The sequence below is a fragment of the Spiroplasma endosymbiont of 'Nebria riversi' genome (assembly GCF_018831625.1).
Lineage (GTDB): Bacteria > Bacillota_I > Bacilli_A > Mycoplasmatales > Nriv7 > Nriv7.
The window spans coordinates 643,376-661,895 of the sequence record NZ_CP065193.1; the positions used below are offsets into that span (position 1 = coordinate 643,376).

Genomic DNA, 18,520 nt, shown 5'->3' on the forward strand with positions numbered 1-18,520 from the left:
TAAAGGTAATTTATTATGAAAAACATTGAAAACATTTTCTTAAATACTAAAAAATATCTTTTAAAAGAAACACAAAACGCAATGCTTATTAAAGCACCAAAAATTCCGTGATTTAATGAACAAATCGGTATTTGGTTTCCAAAGCGATTTGTTTATAAAGGAAAATACGAAAATTCAATTTGCATCGGAATAATAAAAGATAGTAAATATCAAGTAATTTCGATTAATCAAAAAGAAAAAGAAACCAAATTAATTAAGGGACAAGAATTATTAGGTTTTTTCATTGCCGAAAAAGAAAACAACAAAAAAGATACAAATTATAACTATTTTAAAGGAGTTTAAAAATGAATATTGCGATTGGACTGATATTTATTATCATTTGCATAATGCTATTGGCATATTTTGCTTATAAAATTTATGCCAAAATAAAAATGCGAATTAAATATAAAAATGCCATTAAAAATAATACTGGTAATTTTACAAAAGACGAAAAAGTATTTATTGCTCGCTTTGAAGAATGAGTTAAAGCTCCTAATTCAAAAGAAAATAATGAGAATAAAAAATAATGTTTTGAAAAATTATCATGGAATTCTTAGAACTGTTTGTTCCGATAGAAAAAATGCTTGCATAAGTTGCGTTTATTGCTGGATTAATTATTATCATTACTTTTCTTTTCACACTAATTTCAATTATGTATTTACCAATAAAAATGATTTTTGGGAGATAAAAAATGACAATAAACTTAAAAGAATTTAATTGAGAACAAATTAAACAAACTTTCTGAGATTTATTTATTCAAATTACAACTATTCCGGCTCACATTACTGGTGGTAAATAAATTAAATTAACCGAAGCACCACTTTGACTTTTAATAGCAAACATTTCTTTTTGATTCTTAACAGTGATTATGGTGTGATTTATTTTAATACTACTTTGAAAAACCATATCAGTATTTAGATAGAGGCAAAATTAATGTCAAGAAGTTACATTGTGATGCATTCCCAAAGAAATTCAAAATTAATTAGAAAAAAATATAACCGCGTTAAGGTTAATCGTGGTTTTAACAAATTTAAGAAAAACTTTGAATATAAATGGTGAATGTTTTAAAAAGAAAGGGGGTGATTATATGATTGGAACTTTCTTAACAGAAGCACCAGCAGTAACAAAGATAACAGCTAGTGACGCGATGACTAAATTATGAAATGCGATTATAACAGCGTTTACTAAAATTTGAGAAATTATTGCTGTTAATATGCCGCAAGTCGGTAACTTCTTTGCTGACTACTGAATATTCATTTTTCCATTTATTTTGGCAATATTATTTATTCGCTTTAAAATGTTTGAAAAATTACTTGGCGCAGTTTGTTAACAAAAAAAAATAAAGTGAGGCGCAAGATGAAATTTTGCAAATGAATAATAGAAAAAAATAACCATTTTATTGAATTAAATCGCACCTCATTTTTAATTTTATGACATTGCGGAGCAATTTGATACGTTTACAAAGGTTATTTAAAAAACATTGTGCGCTATTTATTTTTAGCAGGTTGTATTTTAATTTTCCTTTTTAAAATCAGTAATTTAACACAAATTAACAAAGTTATTAATTTTTTAAAAAACTCACCATTAAACATCGTTATTGGTTCATTAGGAACTGGAAAAACCGCCTTTCTAGTATACGCATCAAAATTACTAAAAAAGAAGAAATATCATATCGCCTCAACCTTTCCATTACTAGAAACCCAAAAATTAAGTTTAGGACATATGGGATTATTAGATTTTGATTATCCGGTATCGCCAGACAAAACCTTACTGTTATGAGATGAAACCAACTTATTTTTAGAAGTAACTGATTGATAAAAAAATAATACCAAAAATGAAGAAACTGGTATTCAAGAGTATTTTGCTCTGGCACGCCATTGTGGTCATATTATGCTTGCCAGCGGTCAAAGAGATAAACATATTTGAGTTAAAGTTCGTGATATTGCTAATAATGTGATTACGGGAATTCGTAAAAAACCAGTTAATATTTTTTGTCCCTACTTAAAAGTCATCTATGGTACCTTTACGAGCATTGAAGAATATGAACGCTGACGAAACACCTTAATTGATGCTAAAAATAGCAAAAAAGGTCGCCGTATTAAATATCGTGATATTCCTGAACTTGATATTTATTTTTTTAAACTAAAAATTCCTCTACCAATATTAAACACTTACAACTCTTTTTACCTAGCGTTTTTAAGAGATTACTTAAATTTAAAAGTAAATCTTGACTATGAAGATAAATACTATACTGACACAGCAATTGATTTAGAAGACTTAGAATACTTAAAAATGGATAAATTTAGCAAATTTTTAAGAAAAATGAAAGAAAAATAACGGTTAACCCTTTTTTAGTAGCGACAATTATTATTTAGACATTAATTAAATTAAATTAATTTTTATTTAATATTTTTGTTTTATTATCATTGTAATTCCAATAACAATCATAATTCAGAAAAAAAATGCCATTGGTGTAAAATCAGATAAAAACTCAAATATATTATATACAAGAGTTCAAGCGCCTTCTAAAAACTTTAAATACGGGATTTCTTCGGCGGGCGGACTATTTTATCATATCTCACCTCCTTTCTAAATAATGTCTCTACTAAAAACGCAATCAGCCATAACATTATCTTACTCTATGAAAGGAACAATAAAAAAATGGAAAATCTTGTAAAAATGGCGGACTTTATTGCCCAAATGCTTTACAAAGTTTTTGATTTAATTTGAAGTCTTGAAGTACCGGGAACAAATATTCAACTAATATTCCTCTATTCTTAACGCTCGCTGTAGAATTTCTTATGGCAATTATTCTTGGATTTGGTAGTCAACAAGTTAATTTAGAAAAACAACGCCAATATGCCATTAAAAATAAGGGTCGTTTAAGTGCGTGAGGAAAAGTTAAAAAGCAAGTAAAACCAATAAAAACCAAACAAGGTAATTAAAAATGTTTAAACTAATTATTATTTTTATCTTAATAACTGTTCTTGGATTATTAGCGGGTAGTCATTTTGAAACTTTAACAAACTATATTAGCGAAGGTCTTGCCAATTTCCGAAAGTTTATTACTAGCAATTTAACAATTTTAGAACTATTTAAACCAATGGCCCGGACATTTTATCAACATCCAATCTTTACCATTCTTGGTGTCACTTGTGTACTTATTGTCTTATTTATTGTAATTAAAGGTAGGTAAAAAAATGGAAAAATGAACTAAAAAACAAGAATTAGAAATAGAGAATGACAAATTAAAAATTGCTAATGTCATATTAGAAAATAGTGTTAATACTCTTAAATACATAATAATGGAAAAAAATGAAGAAATTTTAGAACTAGAAAAGCGAAATAGTATTCATATAGATGAAAAATCAGAGTTAGTTATTGAAAATGAAAAATTAAAAATTTTTAAACACGAAAGGAGAGTTAAGATGAAAAAACTTTTAGCAAAATTATTTAAAAAAGATAATTCAAAAGAAAAAATATCATTAAAAATTAAAAATTCTTTTAAAAAACAGTTTTAATTTTGTAGAAAACTCTTGATATTTATTGAATATACCTAATTTTAGGTATATTTTTAATATGATAGAGGTGGATAATAATTATGGAAAAAATAATTCAAGAACTAGTAAATACTTTAACAGATGATCAATTTTTAGAATTTTATGAAAAAGTCAAACAACAAGCAGAATTAATAAAAAAACAAAAACGTTTAAATGAAATTGATCAAAAATTTAGAGCACAGGGTATTTTAAATGCTCTAAATGTGAATCTTACCATTGCGTTAAAAATGGACATAATTCAGAAGGAAAACAAAAATATTTATGTAAAAATTGCCGTGCAAGTTTTGACGCTTTTCGTAATCATTTTATTTATTGAAGTCATTTAAATTATGAACAATGAAATTTATTGATTAAAATTTCATTGCTGGGGAAATCTAGTAAAACAATTTCTCGTTTTATTAAAACTACATTAAAAACTGCTTGATATAATCGTCAAAAATTAATGAAATCAAAACAATTAGAAAATACCCAATTAAAATTTAAAAAATTATCTGGTAAAATCCAAATCGATGAAACATTTATTAAAGAAATTCATAAAGGAAATTTCAAACATAAAACTGATCCATGAAGAATTCACCTTGACCCATTCGCAACTAATACTAAATGATGTATTCAAATGGCGGTTGATAATAATAACAATATTTATGTTAAATCCACAAACACCAAACGTTTACAAAAACAATGATTTATTGAAAATATGAACAAAGAATTAATTAACCAAAATTCAATTATTACTTCTGATATGCAAAAATTATATTTTTTAGTAGCAAAACAAACAAATTCTACTTTATGTGTAACTAAAACAACAATTAATTCTGAAGCTGGTTATCATAACTTAAATAAAATCAGTAAATTACAATCTATTCTTAAAGAAGCCTTAATTCATTATCATGGTTTAGGTTTTACTAATATTCAAAATTATTTAAATCTCTGAAAATGAAAATACCAACATAAGGGTTTAACTCCAAAAAAACAAACAGCGGTATTATATTTTAATGTATAAAAAATTAAAGTAAAAATATTAATTTTATATAAAAGCCTTTTAAAATTATCAAGTTGATGATTTTTTTTATTTTATCAAGAGTTTTCGACAAAATTAAAAATTGTTTGTTGTGTAAAAATTCAATAATATGATAAAATGAAAACGAATAAAAATGAAAATAACAAGAAAAGCAGGGTTAGTTTAGTAATTAAATAATATAATTAGCTGATTGTTTTACTTCTTCAAAGCAATACCTAAGAAAACTAAACGCGACCGTTATTTTTTGATAAGTAATTATTAATATTAAAAAGTGGTATAATAACGATATTAAAATATAAAGAGGAGCAAAAGAATGACACCACATATTAGTGCTAAAAAAGAGGATATTGCCCCAATAGTTTTAATGCCCGGAGATCCAATTAGAGCAAAATATATTGCAACAAATTATTTGCAAGATGTGCAATTAGTAAATAGTGTTCGTAATATGTTAATGTATACAGGAATATATCAAGGGAAAAGAATAACTATTGCTGGTAGTGGTATGGGTTGTCCTTCAATCGGCATTTACTCATATGAATTATTTAAATTTTATGATGTTGATGTAATTATTAGAATTGGAAGTGCAGGTGCATATGACGAAAATTTAAAACTGTATGATGTTATTAATGTAAGTTCGGTGTATGGTGAAAATAATTATGCCAAAATTGTTGGTGCAACAAATGGCGATATTATTGAAGCCAATCCTAATATTTATGAATTAATTAAAAAAACAGCAAGTGATAAAAACATTAACATCATATCTGGAAGGGTGCACTGTTCTGATGTTTTTTATCGTAAAAATTTTGAAGAATATAAAAGATTTTTAAATGAAAAACAAACTATTGCTGTAGAAATGGAAGCTTTCGCGTTATTTGTTAATGCAAAAGTGTTAAATAAGCAAGCAGGATGTATTTTAACTGTATCTGATTCGTTAGTAACAAAAGAGGCTACTACGAGTGAAGAACGCGAACAATCATTTGATAAGATGATGATGTTGGCTTTAAAAACAGCAGTTAATTTTTATAAACAAGATGTTTAAAGAAAAAGGTAAATTTTTATAAAGAGGGGTTTCTCAAACTAATGGATAAAAATAGTATTGATAGTTTTTTAATTTTAGTTAAAACCAATGTATCTATTGATAAAGTTGTTAAGCCTTTTGTTAAAACAATAGATAAACAAACTTTGCATAAAATTAAATGACTTTATATTTCAGAACATAAAATTAATGATGAATCTTATTTAACTATTGCTTTAAATGAGTTTACTTTTAATTTTATTAAAAAGTTAAAAAAGTGTGATTGAATTTTAGTTCATAAATATATTTTAAAAGATAAATTTCATAATAAAAATTATAAGGTTGTTAGTTGTGAAATGGGATTTTATAAATATAAATTAATTAACACGGTATATCATTGTCATCGTATCGATGAACAAACTTCAATTGATAGTAATTTATGAAAAGTATTAAGTGAAAAAAAGCAACAAATTTTGCTTGAATTTTTATTTGCTTTACGAAAAAAAAGAAAAATAGAGTTTTTAATTTTAAATGATATTTTTAGTAGTACAACAGAAAAGGAAATTGCTAATCAAGTTTGTGAACAGGCTAATAGCTATAAGAAGCATTATCATTTATTACGAATTGGGCAAGATATTATTGCTTGCTTAGGGCGATTAAAAAATATTATTGATTTTTATATTGAGGACGGTAGTATTAATTTTGCTTTGAAAGATAATGAAATTATTAATCAAAAAGTATTAAATGAATTAGAAATTGTTAAAAAAACAAAAACCAGTGCTAAAAATTTTACAAGTCTTTTTATAAATCATGATATGGAAGCGCTTTATCAAATAATGAAAAAGATTATTCGTGATAATCCGTGTTCGTTGTATGTAAGTTCAGGTTAATAGATAATAAAAATCATTCTCATATGAGAATGATTTTTATTTTTTCTTTTTAGAAGTTTCTTTTAAGCGATTATTAATTATTTGTCAAGTTAATCTTGCAATCATCGCAGCATTATCGGTACAGTATTTATTATTAGGAATAATAACTGTGGTATTTTTTGTTGCTAAGTTTTCAGCCTTAGTTCGTAAAACACTGTTAGCAGCAACGCCGCCGACTACTGTTATCATTTTTGGATGATATTTTTTCATTGCCATTGTTAATTTTTTAATTAAAATATTAGTTGCTTGTTCTTGAAAAGAACAAGCAATATCTTCTTTTCTAAATTCTAATTGGCGAACATTTAATTTCTTAATTAAATTTGCTACTGCAGATTTTAAACCACTAAATGAAAAGTCAAAACTGTTATCATTTTTCCCTAATGGCAGTTCAAAAATATTTTGTCCTTTTTTTGCTATTTTATCAATTATTGGTCCACCCGGATATTCAAGTTCTAATAATTTTGCTACTTTATCATAAGCTTCACCGACAGCATCATCATAAGTTTCTCCTAAAATATGAAAATCAAGATGTTTTTTCATTAAAATTAATTGCGTGTGACCACCGGATACTACTAAGGTTATTAAGGGAAACTTAAATTCATTATTAATGGCAGCGCTATAAATATGACCTTCAATATGATTACAAGCAATAAGTGGTTTTTTTAACATTAACGATATTGTTTGAGCGCAAACTTTACCGATATGAAGCGAACCACTTAATCCCGGATGGTCAGTATAACCGATGTAGTCAATATCATGATATTGGATCTGTGCTTGTTTAATGGCTTCTTTTAAAACATAACTAATTTTAGAAATATGAAGTCTTGAAGCAATTTCAGGAACAACCCCACCATATTGTTGATGATTAGCTATTTGTGAAAAAATAATATTGCTTTTAACTTTTTTATCTTTATATATTGCTATTGCTGTTTCATCACAACTTGTTTCAATAGCTAAGATGGTCATATTTTTTCTCCTTAATTAATAACAATAATTGAATTACCTGTTTTGTTAATATTGGGTAATGATTTATTGTTTGTAATAAATATATCACATTCCTTTAAATTAGCGTATTTAATAAAACCAATTGTGTTAATATTATCATTTTCAGCAATAATAATTTTAGTATTAAAAGCACTTAATACTTTTTGTTTCAGTTGTGCTTCTTCTTCATTTTTAGCATATAAATCATAAGTATTAGAAATATTATTAATATCAAGAATGCATTTACTGAATTTAACATTTTCTAAATTTGCTAAGCTATGACGTCCTACTAAAACTTTACTTTCAGCTAAATAACGACCACCAATTAAAATAGTATCTAAAATATTTTTATTATTAATTGCTTGTTTAAAAATTTCAATACTGTTTGTAAATAAATAAACTGGTTTATTTATTAAACTGATTAAATATTCATTGGTAATTCCTGAATTAATAAACAAAATGTCATTATTATTAATTAGTTTTTGTTGCCAGAAATATTTTATTGTTGTCAATATCTAATAATTTAATTTGTGTAGAAACCATATACATATGACAAGATTTTGGTTTCTACAAACTTGCTTTTAATTAATAAATAAATATGAGCTCATTTATTTATTGCAAGAAATATAAGGTTAAATTAATATTTATTATTTTTAGTCATGCCTTGTATTTTTTTGTGCCTTGATAGTAATAAACTAAGTTAATTAGTAAACGAAGTTTACTAACAAATTTTGTTAAACATAAATATTTAACTTAGTTAGATAACTAAGCTAAACATAACCTTAGTTTAATATAACTAAATATATCTGTAAGGAGTTATGTGCATGCGAAATATTGAAAATATTTTTTTAAATACTGAAAAATATCTTTTAAAAGAAACGCAAAAAGCAGTACTTATTAAAGCGCCGGCAATTCCGTGATTGTATGAATCTACTGGTATTTGGTTTTTGAAACGATTTGTTTATAAAGGAAAATATGAGAATTCTATTTGTATTGGAATAATTAAAGATGGTGAATATCAGTTGGTTTTTGTTAATAGTAAAGGCCAAGAATCTATTTTGATTTTAGGTCATGAGTTGTTAGGTTTTTTTGTTGCTGAAAAATAACATGATAAAAAGGTTGTAAGTTTTGATTATTTTAAAAATTCATTTTAAAAATGTTTTATGGTGTTTTAAGAATAGGCGTAAAATATATAATTAAAAAAAATATCTTAGTTGGTTTTTATGGTGTTTAAACGGCGCGGAAAGCGTATGTTCCGCCCGTTAATTATCGATGTTAGTTGAGTTATTTAACTAAGTTATTGCATTTTTTTTAATTTTGTAGAAAACTCTTGATATTTATTGAATATACCTAATTTTAGGTATATTCAATAAATATCAAGAGTTTTCAATTAAATATGGATTAAATGGTCCATTATTAAAACTTTATGAAGAAAATATTCATCAGCAAAAAATTTCAGAGTCAAAAATTGCTGAAAATCGTCGTAAACAAAGAAATTGAATCCAACAAAAGCAAGTATATGGTTATGAACCAACAGAGATTATTTCGCCAATTACAGGTTCTAATGCTAAGAAAGAAAGTATTGCTAGTGATAAACCAAAAGATTTTTCATTAGTAAATAATACTTATAGTATTAGACCACAATCATTAGTTAGAACAACAAAGACTTATAGTTCAATTGAAGAATATGTTAATGAGCATGTTCGACAAGAAATTATTAATCGTAAAATTCAAAAATATCAAGATTTTTCAATATATGTTGAAGGAATAAATATGACAAGAAATGTTAATCCAATTCCAATTGATTTTATTAATCGAAAAAGTGATAACAGTGTTAATTTAACAACTAGTGATGCACATTATGATGATACTAGTTATATTCGGGAGCAAAGTCATGTTAATCGTTTTAATGATATTCATCAACGCGCTAGTAAATTTTATGATCAACAGCAAGTTACTGAAAAAAATCGGAGCATTGTTAATTTAATTGATGAAAAACAAAAATAAGAGAAAGAATGGTAAGAAATGGAATTTTTAGAAGAATTGCAAGCTCGAGGACTTTTAAAACAAGTTACTAATAGTGAAAAAATAAAACAGGCTAAGAATAGTAATGCTAGTGTTTATTGTGGTATTGATCCAACAGCAACATCATTGCATGTGGGGCATTTAGTACAAATTGTTTTATTATATCGCTTTTCATTAGCGGGTTTTAAACCGCTTGCTGTTATTGGTGGGGCGACGGCAATGATTGGTGATCCGAGTTTTAAAGTTGAAGAAAGAAAATTATTAGATGCTAAAACAGTAAAATTAAATAGTGATGCGCTTGCTTTACAATTAGATAAATTATTAGATCATAATATTAAAGTTTTAAATAATGATGATTGAATATCAAAATTAAATTTAATTGATTATTTAAGAGATTCGGGGAAAGAGTTTACGATTAATTATATGCTTGATAAGGAATCAATTAAAACAAGACTCGCAACAGGAATTTCTTATACTGAATTTTCTTATATGCTTTTACAAGCATATGATTTTTGATATTTATATAAGAATTATCAATGTTTAATTCAAATTGGTGGTAGTGATCAATGAGGGAATATTACTGCTGGAATTGAATTGATTCGTAAAAAAGAACAAGATAATCATTTAGCAAGTGGGTTAACGATTGAATTATTAACGCAAAGTAATGGTGTTAAGTTTGGCAAAACTGAGCAAGGAACAATTTGGTTAGACGCTAATTTAACATCCCAATATATTTTGTATCAGTTTTTTGTTAATCAAAATGATGCTGATGTTGAAAAACTTTTAAAATGATTAACTTTGTTATCATTAGATGATATTTTGCAAATAATGGCAAAACATAATGTTAATAAGGCTAAAAGATATGCCCAAAAGGTATTAGCAAAAGAAATTGTTGCTTTTGCTCATTCCCAACAAGAAGTTATGGTGGCGATTAATATTAGTGAAGCATTATTTTCGCAAAAAGTTATGCAGTTACAAATGAGTGAAATTCAACAAATGAAAAATGCTGTTCCGTGAATAACTGTTAGTCAAGAACATAAACTTATTGATTTACTTTTATTACTTGAAGTATGTAGTTCTAAAACTCAAGTTCGGGAACTATTAAAGAGTAATGCTATTTATGTTAATGAGCAAATTATTAATGATGAAAACTATTTATTATCTAAAGATAAATTGCTATATGATAAAATAATTTTTATTCGTAAAGGTAAACAACATTATTATATTGTTGAAGTTAATAGCCATTAATGTTTAAAATAATAAGTTATTTTCATAAAAATTCATCTTGTTTTTTTAAATATTTTATTGCATAAATTGTTTTTATTTTATCAAGAGTTTTCGACAAAATTAAAAAAAATATTCAATATTTGTTTTTTGAAAATCTTTATCATAAAATTCTCTTTATTCTGGAGTGCTGTTTTCTTTTTTATAATTATAAATTTTTTTAATTTCTTTAAATACTGCTTCATTGGCAAAGACAACAAACCCTCTGGTATTTTATCCATAATTTTTTATTTCCAAAGGTAATTGCTATTTTACTGAGTCAATATTAATATATACTGGGTCACTGCCTTTTTTATACAATGATTGTAAATAACTGTTATTTATTTCTGAAAATTTTAAGTCATATGTTTTATATTGAGTTTCTCTTTTATTTCTAACTGGTTGCACTGCCGTTTTCTCGTTGTTAATGTTTTGAGGAATGGTAAAAATGTTATTGAAACTAATAATTAATACGGTAAATATTTTCATAAACATTTTTATCACTCCTTTTTAAAATATTTTATTTTTCATTGTTTTTTTAGTTTTGATTTTTTTAATAAGTCATTCAATACCACAATTTATAATTACAGCTATTGTCATGCATATATCTAAATATCCTAGTATCATAAGTGAAATTAATGCTTCAAATTTTTCATATAATAATTTCAAATCATTAATTTCCAATTTTAAAAATGAAATGAAAAAGATATTAATCATAAAAATGTAAGATACAATTCTCCATCAATATTTTTTTAAATAATTAATTAGTTTGTTTGATTTCATTTTTCAAGGCTCTTTTTGCTTTAATTTTTTGAATAATAAAGCGGATTAATTTTTCAAATTTAATTGCAAAATATATTGCTCCGCCTCATCAAAAAACAAATATTCCTGCCAACATAATACCGCTATTGAACTTGCCAAAGAAATCAACCATCTGTTTATTCATAAAATCATTAAATTCGTTACTTGTTCCAGTTATTCATTTAGTATCGATTTCTGTTAATGCACAAAGTAATAAGCTTATAAAGATAAAAATGATACTTAATACTATTTTTAACCACTGCTTTTTAAAAGAATTTTTAATTCTTAATTTTAATGGCAGTTTTTCTTTTGAATTATCTTTTTTAAATAATTTTATTAAAATTTTTTTCATTTTAACTCTCCCTTCATATTTTTTATCGTCCTTTAATTACAATAAATAAGGCAATAATTACACAATTAACACCAAGAATGGTAAAGATTGGATGTTTGCGAAAATGTCCGAGCCATTGGTTTAAATAGTTCTAAAATTGTTAAATTGCTAGTAATAAACTTTTGGAAATTGATAAGCCCCTCGCTAATATAGTTCGTTAAAGTTTCAAAATGACTACCGGCTAATAATCCAAGAACAGTTATTAAGATAAAAATAATAATTAATTTAAACATTTTTAGTTACCTTGTTTTGTTTTTATTGGTTTTATTTGTTTTTTAGCTTTTTATCATGAGCTTAAACGACCCTTATTTTTAATGGCATATTGGCGTTGTTTTTCTAAATTAACTTGTTGACTACCAAATCCAAGAATAATTGCCATAAGAAATTCTACAGCAAGCGTTAAGAATAAAGGAAATATTAATTGAATATTCGTTCCTGGTACTTCAAGACTTCAAATTAAATCAAAAACCTTATAAAGCATTTGAGCCAGAAAGTCGGCCATTTTTGCGAGATTTTCCATTTTTTATTGTTCCTTTTCTTTAATTTTTCTTAAAAATTTGCTAAATTTATCCATTTTTAAGTATTCCAAGTCTTCTAAATCAATTGCTGTGTCAGTATAGTATTTGTCTTCATAGTCAGGATTTACTTTTGAATTTAAGTAATCTCTTAAAAATGCTAGGTAAAAAGAATTGTAAGTGTTAAGTAGGGGTAGAGGAATTTTTAGTTTAAAAAAATAGATATCAAGTTCAGGGATATCACGATATTTAATGCGACGACCATTTTTGCTATTTTTAGCATCAATTAAGGTGTTTTGTCAGCGTTCATATTCTTCGATGCTTGTAAAGGTGCCATAGATGACTTTTAAGTAGGGACGAAAAATATTAACGGGTTTTTTACGAATTCCCACGATCACATTATTGGCAATGTCACGAACTTTAACTCAAATATGTTTATCTCTTTGACCGCTAGCCAGCACAATATGACCGAAATGCCGTGCCAGAGCGAAATATTCTTGAATACCGGTTTCTTCGTTTTTGGTATTATTTTTTTCTCAATCAGCTCCTTCTAAAAATAAGTTGGTTTCATCTCATAACAGTAAGGTTTTGTCTGGCGATACCGGATAATCAAAATCTAATAATCCCATATGTCCTAAACTTAATTTTTGGGTTTCTAGTAATGGAAAGGTTGAGGCGATATGATATTTCTTCTTTTTTAGTAATTTTGATGCGCATACTAGAAAGGCGGTTTTTCCAGCTCCTAATGAACCAATAACGATGTTTAATGGTGAGTTTTTTAAAAAATTAATAACTTTGTTAATTTTTGTTAAATTACTGATTTTAAAAAGGAAAATTAAAATACAACCTGCTAAAAATAAATAGCTCACAATGTTTTTTAAATAACCGTTGTAAACGTATCAAATTGCTCCTCAATGTCATAAAATTAAAAATGAGGTGCGATTTAATTCAATAAAATGGTTATTTTTTTCTATTATTCATTTGCAAAATTTCATCTTGCACCTCACTTTATTTTTTTATTGGCATACTGCTCCAAGTAATTTTTCAAATATTTTAAAACAAATAAAGAATATTGCCAAAATAAATGGAAAAATGAATATTCAGTAGTCAGCAAAGAAGTTACCGACTTGTGGCATATTAACAGCAATAATATCTCACATTTTAGTAAACGCTGTCATAATTGCATTTCATAATTTAGTCATCGCGTCACTAGCTGTTATTTTTTCTGCTGTTGCTGGTGCATCGGCCAAGAAAGTTCCAATCATATAATCACCTCCTTTCTCTTTAAAACATTCATCATTTATATTCAAAGTTTTTCTTAAATTTGTTAAAACCACGATTAACCTTAACGTGGTTATATTTTTTTCTAATTAATTTTGAATTTCTTTGGGAATGCATCACAATGTAACTTCTTGACATTAATTTTTTCCCTATCTAAATACTGATATGGTTTTTCAAAGGAGCATTAGAATAAATCACACCATAATTGCTGTTAAGAATCAAAAAGCAATGTTTGCTATTAAAAGTCAAAGTGGTGCTTCGGTTAATTTAATTTATTTACCACCAGTAATGTGAGCCGGAATAGTTGTAATTTAAATAAATAAATCTCAGAAAGTTTGTTTAATTTGTTCTCAATTAAATTCTTTTAAGTTTATTGTCATTTTTTATCTCCCAAAAATCATTTTTATTGGTAAATACATAATTGAAATTAGTGTGAAAAGAAAATTAATGATAATAATTAATCCGGCAATAAACGCAACTTGTGCAGGCATTTTTTCTATCGGAATAAACAGCTCTAAGAATTCCGTGATAATTTCTCAAAACATTACTTTTTACCAGCGCTATTGTTTTTTGAATTAGGAGCTTTAATTCATTCTTCAAAGCGAGCAATAAATACTTTTTCGTCTTTTGTAAAATTACCAGAATTATTTTTAATGGCATTCTTATATTTAATTCTAATTTTTATTTTGACATAAATTTTATAAGCAAAATATGCCAATAGCGTGATGCCGATAATAATAAATATTAGTCCAATTGCGATATTAATTTTTAAGCTCCTTTAAAATAGTTATAATTTATATCTTTTTTGTTGTTTTATTTTTCGGCAATTAAGAAGCCTAATAATTCTTGCCCCTTAATTAATTTGGTTTCATTTTCTTTTTGATTAATTGAGATTACTTGATATTCACTATCTTTAATTATTCCAATGCAAATTGAATTCTCATATTTTCCTTAATAAACAAATCGCTTTGCAAACCAAATGCCGATTTGTTTATTAAATCACGGAATTTTTGGGTCTTTAATAAAAATTGCGTTTTGTGTTTCTTTTAAGAGATATTTTTTATTATTTAAGAAAATGTTTTCAATGTTTTTCATAGTAAACTACCTTTCTTATAAATAAACTAAGTTATATTAACTAAGTTGTTAGTTAACTTAGTTTTTTTAAACACTTATATATCGCAGATTTAAGTGTTTAACAAGCTTTGTTAGTAAATTTTGTTTTTTAATTAGATAAAAATTTTAATAATTTTAAACTTAGCATATCCCCTATATAGAAATTTCTACACTTTAACATCCGCGCCCTAACCTTGAAACTAATTTAATAGCGTGTATATTTTTAGGAAATCCACCCATTTATTTTTTTATTGCAAAACGAAACAAATTGCTATAGCTAATAGGATGCTATCTATTAACTGGTAAACTTTTTTTGGTTATGGTGACCGCCCACAATTTATCGTGCTTCAATACATACCAACATTATTAACTCACTTGTATTTAATTTTCAAAGAACAAACTTTTAACACCTTATAAAATAAAAAGACAATCATTGCTGACTGCCTTGATATTTATTTGAACGCCCCCCCACCTAACAAAACTTTATGCGTCCAGGAACAAAAATATTTATGTAAAAATTGCCGTGCAAGTTTTGACGCTTTTCGTAATTATTTTATTTATTGAAGTCATTTAAATTATGAACAATGAAATTTATTGATTAAAATTTCATTGCTGGGGCAATCTAGTAAAACAATTTCTCGTTTTATTAAAACTACATTAAAAACTGCTTGATATAATCGTCAAAAATTAATGAAATCAAAACAATTAGAAAATACCCAATTAAAATTTAAAAAATTATCTGGTAAAATCCAAATCGATGAAACATTTATTAAAGAAATTCATAAAGGAAATTTCAAACATAAAACTGATCCACGAAGAATTCACCTTGACCCATTTGTAAATAATACTAAATGTTGTATTCAAATAGCAGTTGATAATAATAACAATATTTATGTTAAATCCACAAATACCAAACGTTTACAAAAACAATGATTTATTGAAAATATGAACAAAGAATTAATTAACCAAAATTCAATTATTACTTCTGATATGCAAAAATTATATTTTTTAGTAGCAAAACAAACAAATTCTACTTTATGTGTAACTAAAACAACAATTAATCCTGAAGCTAGTTATCGTAACTTAAATAAAATCAGTAAATTACAATCTAGTCTTAAAGAAACCTTAATTCATTATCATGGTTTAGGTTTTACTAATATTCAAAATTATTTAAATCTCTGAAAATGAAAATACCAACATAAGGGTTTAACTCCAAACCAACAAACAGCGGTATTATATTTTAATGTATAAAAAATTAAAGTAAAAATAGTAATTTTACATAAAGGCCTTTTAAAATTATCAAGTTGATGATTTTTTGATTTTATCAAGAGTTTTCGACAAAATTAAAATTTTTTTATTGCCAAATTTTTAAATTTTTTGATACAGTATAAATTGTAAAAAGATTTTTAGTGCTTTCGGTGGTAAGCATAGTAATTTTTTAAAAATTAAATAATTCTGGTTGTCCGTTTAAGGATATGCCTATAACAACTTTACACCACCCTAATATAATTGTTATTTGACAGCATATTTTTGTTATTATATAATGTATATGGATAAAAGGGAGAAAGATAATGCAACAAAAAATTATTTTAGTTTGCGATCAATGTCTGTCAAGAAACTATAATACTTTTACTAATAGTTCTAATCAAACTGTTAGATTATCTTTAAAAAAGTTTTGTAAGCACTGTAATCAACATACAATTCATAAGGAAACAAGATAATATTTAGAGAGGAAATAAACATTGATGGCTAAAGAAAAGCACAAAGTAAAAAAGGTAAAATCGGAACATAAGGCATTAAAAGTTAAAAAAACTAAACCGATTTTAGGACAAAGAAAAGTTAGTTCACAAACTAAAGAGGCGATTATTAAAAAAAGTATTTTAGATTCAAAAATAAATGGAAATCGTGGTCAGAGATTTAAAAAATCTTTACTGGACTCACCATTATTAATGACTAGAGAAATGCGTCGTGTTCGTTGAACAAAAAGTTTGCAATTAAATAAAAATTTTTGATTAACTGTTGGATTTATTACTTTCTTTGCAATTTTCTTTGCAATTGTTCAAATATTATTACAATTAATTTTAGAAGTTAGTAAAATTTTAGTCATTTAATAAGGAGTAGAAAAAGATGATAAAAGATGATATTAAACAAGAAAAGGATTCTAGTGATTTATTAGGTAAGTGATATGCAATTAATTGCTATAGTGGTCATGAAGAAAAAGTTAAAGAAGATTTATTACAACGAGTTGAAACTTTAAATATGAAAGACTTTATTTTTGATGTGCGGATTGTGAAACAGCAAGAAATGTCAAAAAAAACAAAATCAATGATTGGCAAAAATCCATATCCGGGTTATTTATTTGTTAATATGATTATGAATGATGATGCTTGATTTATTGTTAGAAATACTCCTGGTGTTACCGGATTTATTGGGTCAAGTGGAAATTGATCCAAACCGTTTCCATTATCGCGTACTGAATCTAGAGATATGTTAAGACGCAGTGAAGAAAAAAGTAATATTAGTAGTAAAAAAGTTCAACAAGTATTTGTTGCTGATTTTAAAGAAGGAGACCTAGTTAAAATATTATCAGGAGCTTTTGAGAATAAAGAAGGTGAAGTTATTGCTATGGATTATAGTAAAGGCGTAGCAACAATTAATATTGAAGTTTTTGGAGGAAGATATGTTCCTGTGGAAGCTGAATTTAGTTATTGTGAGAAAGTTAATTAGTTTTGTAAGTAAGTAGTTAGTATTTGAAATACTAACTACTTTTTTTATTTTATCAAGAGTTTTCGACAAAATTAAAAAATAAATATAATAGATTTAAGTAAGTAAAAATATTAGTTAAAATTTAATAAAATTAATAATTTTTCATTGTGTAAAAATTCAATAATATGATAAAATGGTAACGAATAAAAATGACAATAACAAGAAAGGCGGGGTTAGTTTAGTAATTAAATAATATAATTAGCTGATTGTTTTATTTCTTCAAAGCAATACCTCAGAAAACTAAACGCGACCCTCTATAGTAGTTATGTTTAATTATGACAGTAATAATGTTATTATATATAAGCCTGAAAAAAATAGGTTAATGTGGGAGAGATATCGTTGACCACAGCGAGAACAATTATGTATAAGGAGGTGTTGCTCGTGGCTAAAAAAATTAAAAGAATTGCTAAATTACAGTTTAATGCGACACAAGCTAAGCCAGGTCCGGAATTAGCTTCATTAGGGATTAATATGCCACAATTTTGTATTGCTTTTAATGATGCAACAAAAACAAGAATGGGTGATATTGTCCCTGTTGTTATTACTGCTTATGATGATAAGTCATTTGATTTTGTTTTAAAAACAACGCCAGCAGCTGTTTTATTAAAAAGAGCAGCTAATATTGAAAAAGGTTCAAGTAGTAGTAAAAAAGAAAAAGTAGCAACGCTTACTGAAGATAAAATCAGAGAAATTGCTGAATATAAAATGGTTGATTTAAATGCTAATGATATTGAAAAGGCAATGAAAATTATTGAAGGAACAGCAAGAAATATGGGAATTTTTGTTGAAAAGCTATCAAAAGGGGAACAAAAATAGT

The 18,520-nt window shown here is 25.9% G+C and carries 30 protein-coding genes; 20 read left to right on the forward strand and 10 right to left on the reverse strand.

Translation table 4 applies throughout. The features are described 5' to 3' along the window. The first annotated feature begins 15 nt into the window (after positions 1-15). From I5Q57_RS04155 to I5Q57_RS04210, 11 genes are all read left to right on the forward strand, one after another. A complete protein-coding gene (locus tag I5Q57_RS04155; RefSeq protein ID WP_215826943.1) occupies positions 16-342 on the forward strand; it encodes a hypothetical protein in 327 nt (108 codons plus the stop codon). 2 nt (positions 343-344) lie between these two features. Next, the gene (locus I5Q57_RS04160) at positions 345-566 is read left to right on the forward strand and encodes a hypothetical protein (protein WP_215826944.1); all 222 of its coding nucleotides are present in this window, start codon (positions 345-347) and stop codon (positions 564-566) included. Between the two features lie 560 nt (positions 567-1,126). Continuing rightward, positions 1,127-1,369 carry a hypothetical protein gene (locus I5Q57_RS04165; protein ID WP_215826945.1) on the forward strand — a complete coding sequence of 81 codons (243 nt, stop codon included), beginning with the start codon at positions 1,127-1,129 and terminating at the stop codon, positions 1,367-1,369. 26 nt (positions 1,370-1,395) lie between these two features. Next, positions 1,396-1,857 carry a hypothetical protein gene (locus I5Q57_RS04170; RefSeq protein ID WP_215826946.1) on the forward strand — a complete coding sequence of 154 codons (462 nt, stop codon included), beginning with the start codon at positions 1,396-1,398 and terminating at the stop codon, positions 1,855-1,857. Between the two features lie 72 nt (positions 1,858-1,929). After that, on the forward strand, positions 1,930-2,376 hold the full coding sequence (locus I5Q57_RS04175; RefSeq protein WP_215826947.1) for a hypothetical protein: 447 nt from the start codon (positions 1,930-1,932) through the stop codon (positions 2,374-2,376). A 464-nt stretch (positions 2,377-2,840) separates the two neighbouring features. Beyond that, entirely contained in the window at positions 2,841-2,984 is a 144-nt protein-coding gene (locus I5Q57_RS04180) for a hypothetical protein (protein ID WP_215826948.1), read from the forward strand. Positions 2,985-2,986: 2 nt separating this feature from the next. After that, positions 2,987-3,235, forward strand: coding sequence for a hypothetical protein (locus I5Q57_RS04185; RefSeq protein ID WP_215826949.1), 249 nt, complete (start codon positions 2,987-2,989; stop codon positions 3,233-3,235). 4 nt (positions 3,236-3,239) lie between these two features. Then, positions 3,240-3,560 carry a hypothetical protein gene (locus tag I5Q57_RS04190; protein ID WP_215826950.1) on the forward strand — a complete coding sequence of 107 codons (321 nt, stop codon included), beginning with the start codon at positions 3,240-3,242 and terminating at the stop codon, positions 3,558-3,560. 385 nt (positions 3,561-3,945) lie between these two features. Further along, on the forward strand, positions 3,946-4,602 hold the full coding sequence (locus tag I5Q57_RS04200; protein ID WP_215826952.1) for a transposase: 657 nt from the start codon (positions 3,946-3,948) through the stop codon (positions 4,600-4,602). A gap of 331 nt (positions 4,603-4,933) precedes the next feature. Continuing rightward, positions 4,934-5,659 carry a purine-nucleoside phosphorylase gene (gene deoD, locus I5Q57_RS04205; RefSeq protein WP_215826953.1) on the forward strand — a complete coding sequence of 242 codons (726 nt, stop codon included), beginning with the start codon at positions 4,934-4,936 and terminating at the stop codon, positions 5,657-5,659. Positions 5,660-5,700: 41 nt separating this feature from the next. Next, on the forward strand, positions 5,701-6,525 hold the full coding sequence (locus I5Q57_RS04210) for a DEAD/DEAH box helicase family protein (RefSeq protein WP_215826954.1): 825 nt from the start codon (positions 5,701-5,703) through the stop codon (positions 6,523-6,525). A gap of 36 nt (positions 6,526-6,561) precedes the next feature. On the opposite strand, the gene tsaD is transcribed toward I5Q57_RS04210, so the two are convergent. Together tsaD and I5Q57_RS04220 are read right to left on the reverse strand one after the other, a co-directional pair. Beyond that, a complete protein-coding gene (tsaD, locus tag I5Q57_RS04215) occupies positions 6,562-7,530 on the reverse strand; it encodes a tRNA (adenosine(37)-N6)-threonylcarbamoyltransferase complex transferase subunit TsaD (RefSeq protein ID WP_215826955.1) in 969 nt (322 codons plus the stop codon). Between the two features lie 11 nt (positions 7,531-7,541). After that, the gene (locus I5Q57_RS04220) at positions 7,542-8,060 is read right to left on the reverse strand and encodes a DeoR/GlpR family DNA-binding transcription regulator (RefSeq protein WP_215826956.1); all 519 of its coding nucleotides are present in this window, start codon (positions 8,058-8,060) and stop codon (positions 7,542-7,544) included. A gap of 312 nt (positions 8,061-8,372) precedes the next feature. On the opposite strand from I5Q57_RS04220, the gene I5Q57_RS04225 reads away from it, so the two are divergent. The 3 genes from I5Q57_RS04225 to tyrS all read left to right on the forward strand — a co-directional run bounded on the left by I5Q57_RS04225 (position 8,373) and on the right by tyrS (position 10,821). Then, positions 8,373-8,654, forward strand: a complete 282-nt coding sequence (locus I5Q57_RS04225) for a hypothetical protein (RefSeq protein ID WP_215826957.1) — start codon at positions 8,373-8,375, stop codon at positions 8,652-8,654. A gap of 667 nt (positions 8,655-9,321) precedes the next feature. After that, the gene (locus I5Q57_RS04230) at positions 9,322-9,555 is read left to right on the forward strand and encodes a hypothetical protein (protein WP_215826958.1); all 234 of its coding nucleotides are present in this window, start codon (positions 9,322-9,324) and stop codon (positions 9,553-9,555) included. A gap of 18 nt (positions 9,556-9,573) precedes the next feature. Next, positions 9,574-10,821 carry a tyrosine--tRNA ligase gene (tyrS, locus tag I5Q57_RS04235; RefSeq protein WP_215826959.1) on the forward strand — a complete coding sequence of 416 codons (1,248 nt, stop codon included), beginning with the start codon at positions 9,574-9,576 and terminating at the stop codon, positions 10,819-10,821. A 282-nt stretch (positions 10,822-11,103) separates the two neighbouring features. On the opposite strand, the gene I5Q57_RS04240 is transcribed toward tyrS, so the two are convergent. The 6 genes from I5Q57_RS04240 to I5Q57_RS04265 form a co-directional block, all read right to left on the reverse strand. Next, positions 11,104-11,331: a hypothetical protein gene (locus I5Q57_RS04240; RefSeq protein ID WP_215826960.1), complete on the reverse strand. Its 228-nt coding sequence runs from the start codon at positions 11,329-11,331 to the stop codon at positions 11,104-11,106. Between the two features lie 265 nt (positions 11,332-11,596). Further along, positions 11,597-11,989 (reverse strand): hypothetical protein, encoded by a 393-nt coding sequence (locus tag I5Q57_RS04245; protein ID WP_215826961.1) that lies wholly within the window; start codon positions 11,987-11,989, stop codon positions 11,597-11,599. 65 nt (positions 11,990-12,054) lie between these two features. Continuing rightward, a complete protein-coding gene (locus I5Q57_RS04250) occupies positions 12,055-12,261 on the reverse strand; it encodes a hypothetical protein (RefSeq protein WP_215826962.1) in 207 nt (68 codons plus the stop codon). 50 nt (positions 12,262-12,311) lie between these two features. Beyond that, on the reverse strand, positions 12,312-12,548 hold the full coding sequence (locus I5Q57_RS04255; RefSeq protein ID WP_215826963.1) for a hypothetical protein: 237 nt from the start codon (positions 12,546-12,548) through the stop codon (positions 12,312-12,314). Between the two features lie 3 nt (positions 12,549-12,551). Continuing rightward, complete coding sequence (locus I5Q57_RS04260) at positions 12,552-13,538, reverse strand: hypothetical protein (protein ID WP_215826964.1); 987 nt, start codon at positions 13,536-13,538, stop codon at positions 12,552-12,554. A 21-nt stretch (positions 13,539-13,559) separates the two neighbouring features. Further along, positions 13,560-13,808 carry a hypothetical protein gene (locus I5Q57_RS04265; RefSeq protein WP_215826965.1) on the reverse strand — a complete coding sequence of 83 codons (249 nt, stop codon included), beginning with the start codon at positions 13,806-13,808 and terminating at the stop codon, positions 13,560-13,562. Positions 13,809-13,989: 181 nt separating this feature from the next. On the opposite strand from I5Q57_RS04265, the gene I5Q57_RS04270 reads away from it, so the two are divergent. Continuing rightward, positions 13,990-14,139: a hypothetical protein gene (locus I5Q57_RS04270; protein WP_215826966.1), complete on the forward strand. Its 150-nt coding sequence runs from the start codon at positions 13,990-13,992 to the stop codon at positions 14,137-14,139. 229 nt (positions 14,140-14,368) lie between these two features. Here the strand turns inward: I5Q57_RS04270 and I5Q57_RS04275 are convergent, their stop codons facing one another. Both I5Q57_RS04275 and I5Q57_RS04280 read right to left on the reverse strand, forming a co-directional pair. Further along, complete coding sequence (locus I5Q57_RS04275) at positions 14,369-14,542, reverse strand: hypothetical protein (protein WP_215826967.1); 174 nt, start codon at positions 14,540-14,542, stop codon at positions 14,369-14,371. Between the two features lie 233 nt (positions 14,543-14,775). After that, entirely contained in the window at positions 14,776-14,919 is a 144-nt protein-coding gene (locus I5Q57_RS04280) for a hypothetical protein (RefSeq protein ID WP_215826968.1), read from the reverse strand. A 474-nt stretch (positions 14,920-15,393) separates the two neighbouring features. Between I5Q57_RS04280 and I5Q57_RS04285 the strand changes: the two genes are divergently transcribed. The 5 genes from I5Q57_RS04285 to rplK all read left to right on the forward strand — a co-directional run bounded on the left by I5Q57_RS04285 (position 15,394) and on the right by rplK (position 18,519). Further along, positions 15,394-16,188 carry a transposase gene (locus I5Q57_RS04285; RefSeq protein WP_215826969.1) on the forward strand — a complete coding sequence of 265 codons (795 nt, stop codon included), beginning with the start codon at positions 15,394-15,396 and terminating at the stop codon, positions 16,186-16,188. Between the two features lie 320 nt (positions 16,189-16,508). Next, positions 16,509-16,658: a 50S ribosomal protein L33 gene (gene rpmG / locus I5Q57_RS04290; RefSeq protein WP_215826970.1), complete on the forward strand. Its 150-nt coding sequence runs from the start codon at positions 16,509-16,511 to the stop codon at positions 16,656-16,658. A 24-nt stretch (positions 16,659-16,682) separates the two neighbouring features. After that, complete coding sequence (locus tag I5Q57_RS04295; RefSeq protein ID WP_215826971.1) at positions 16,683-17,048, forward strand: preprotein translocase subunit SecE; 366 nt, start codon at positions 16,683-16,685, stop codon at positions 17,046-17,048. 16 nt (positions 17,049-17,064) lie between these two features. Beyond that, entirely contained in the window at positions 17,065-17,664 is a 600-nt protein-coding gene (nusG, locus tag I5Q57_RS04300; protein ID WP_215826972.1) for a transcription termination/antitermination protein NusG, read from the forward strand. A gap of 420 nt (positions 17,665-18,084) precedes the next feature. Beyond that, positions 18,085-18,519: a 50S ribosomal protein L11 gene (gene rplK / locus I5Q57_RS04305; protein ID WP_215826973.1), complete on the forward strand. Its 435-nt coding sequence runs from the start codon at positions 18,085-18,087 to the stop codon at positions 18,517-18,519. The last annotated feature ends 1 nt before the right edge of the window (position 18,520 follow it).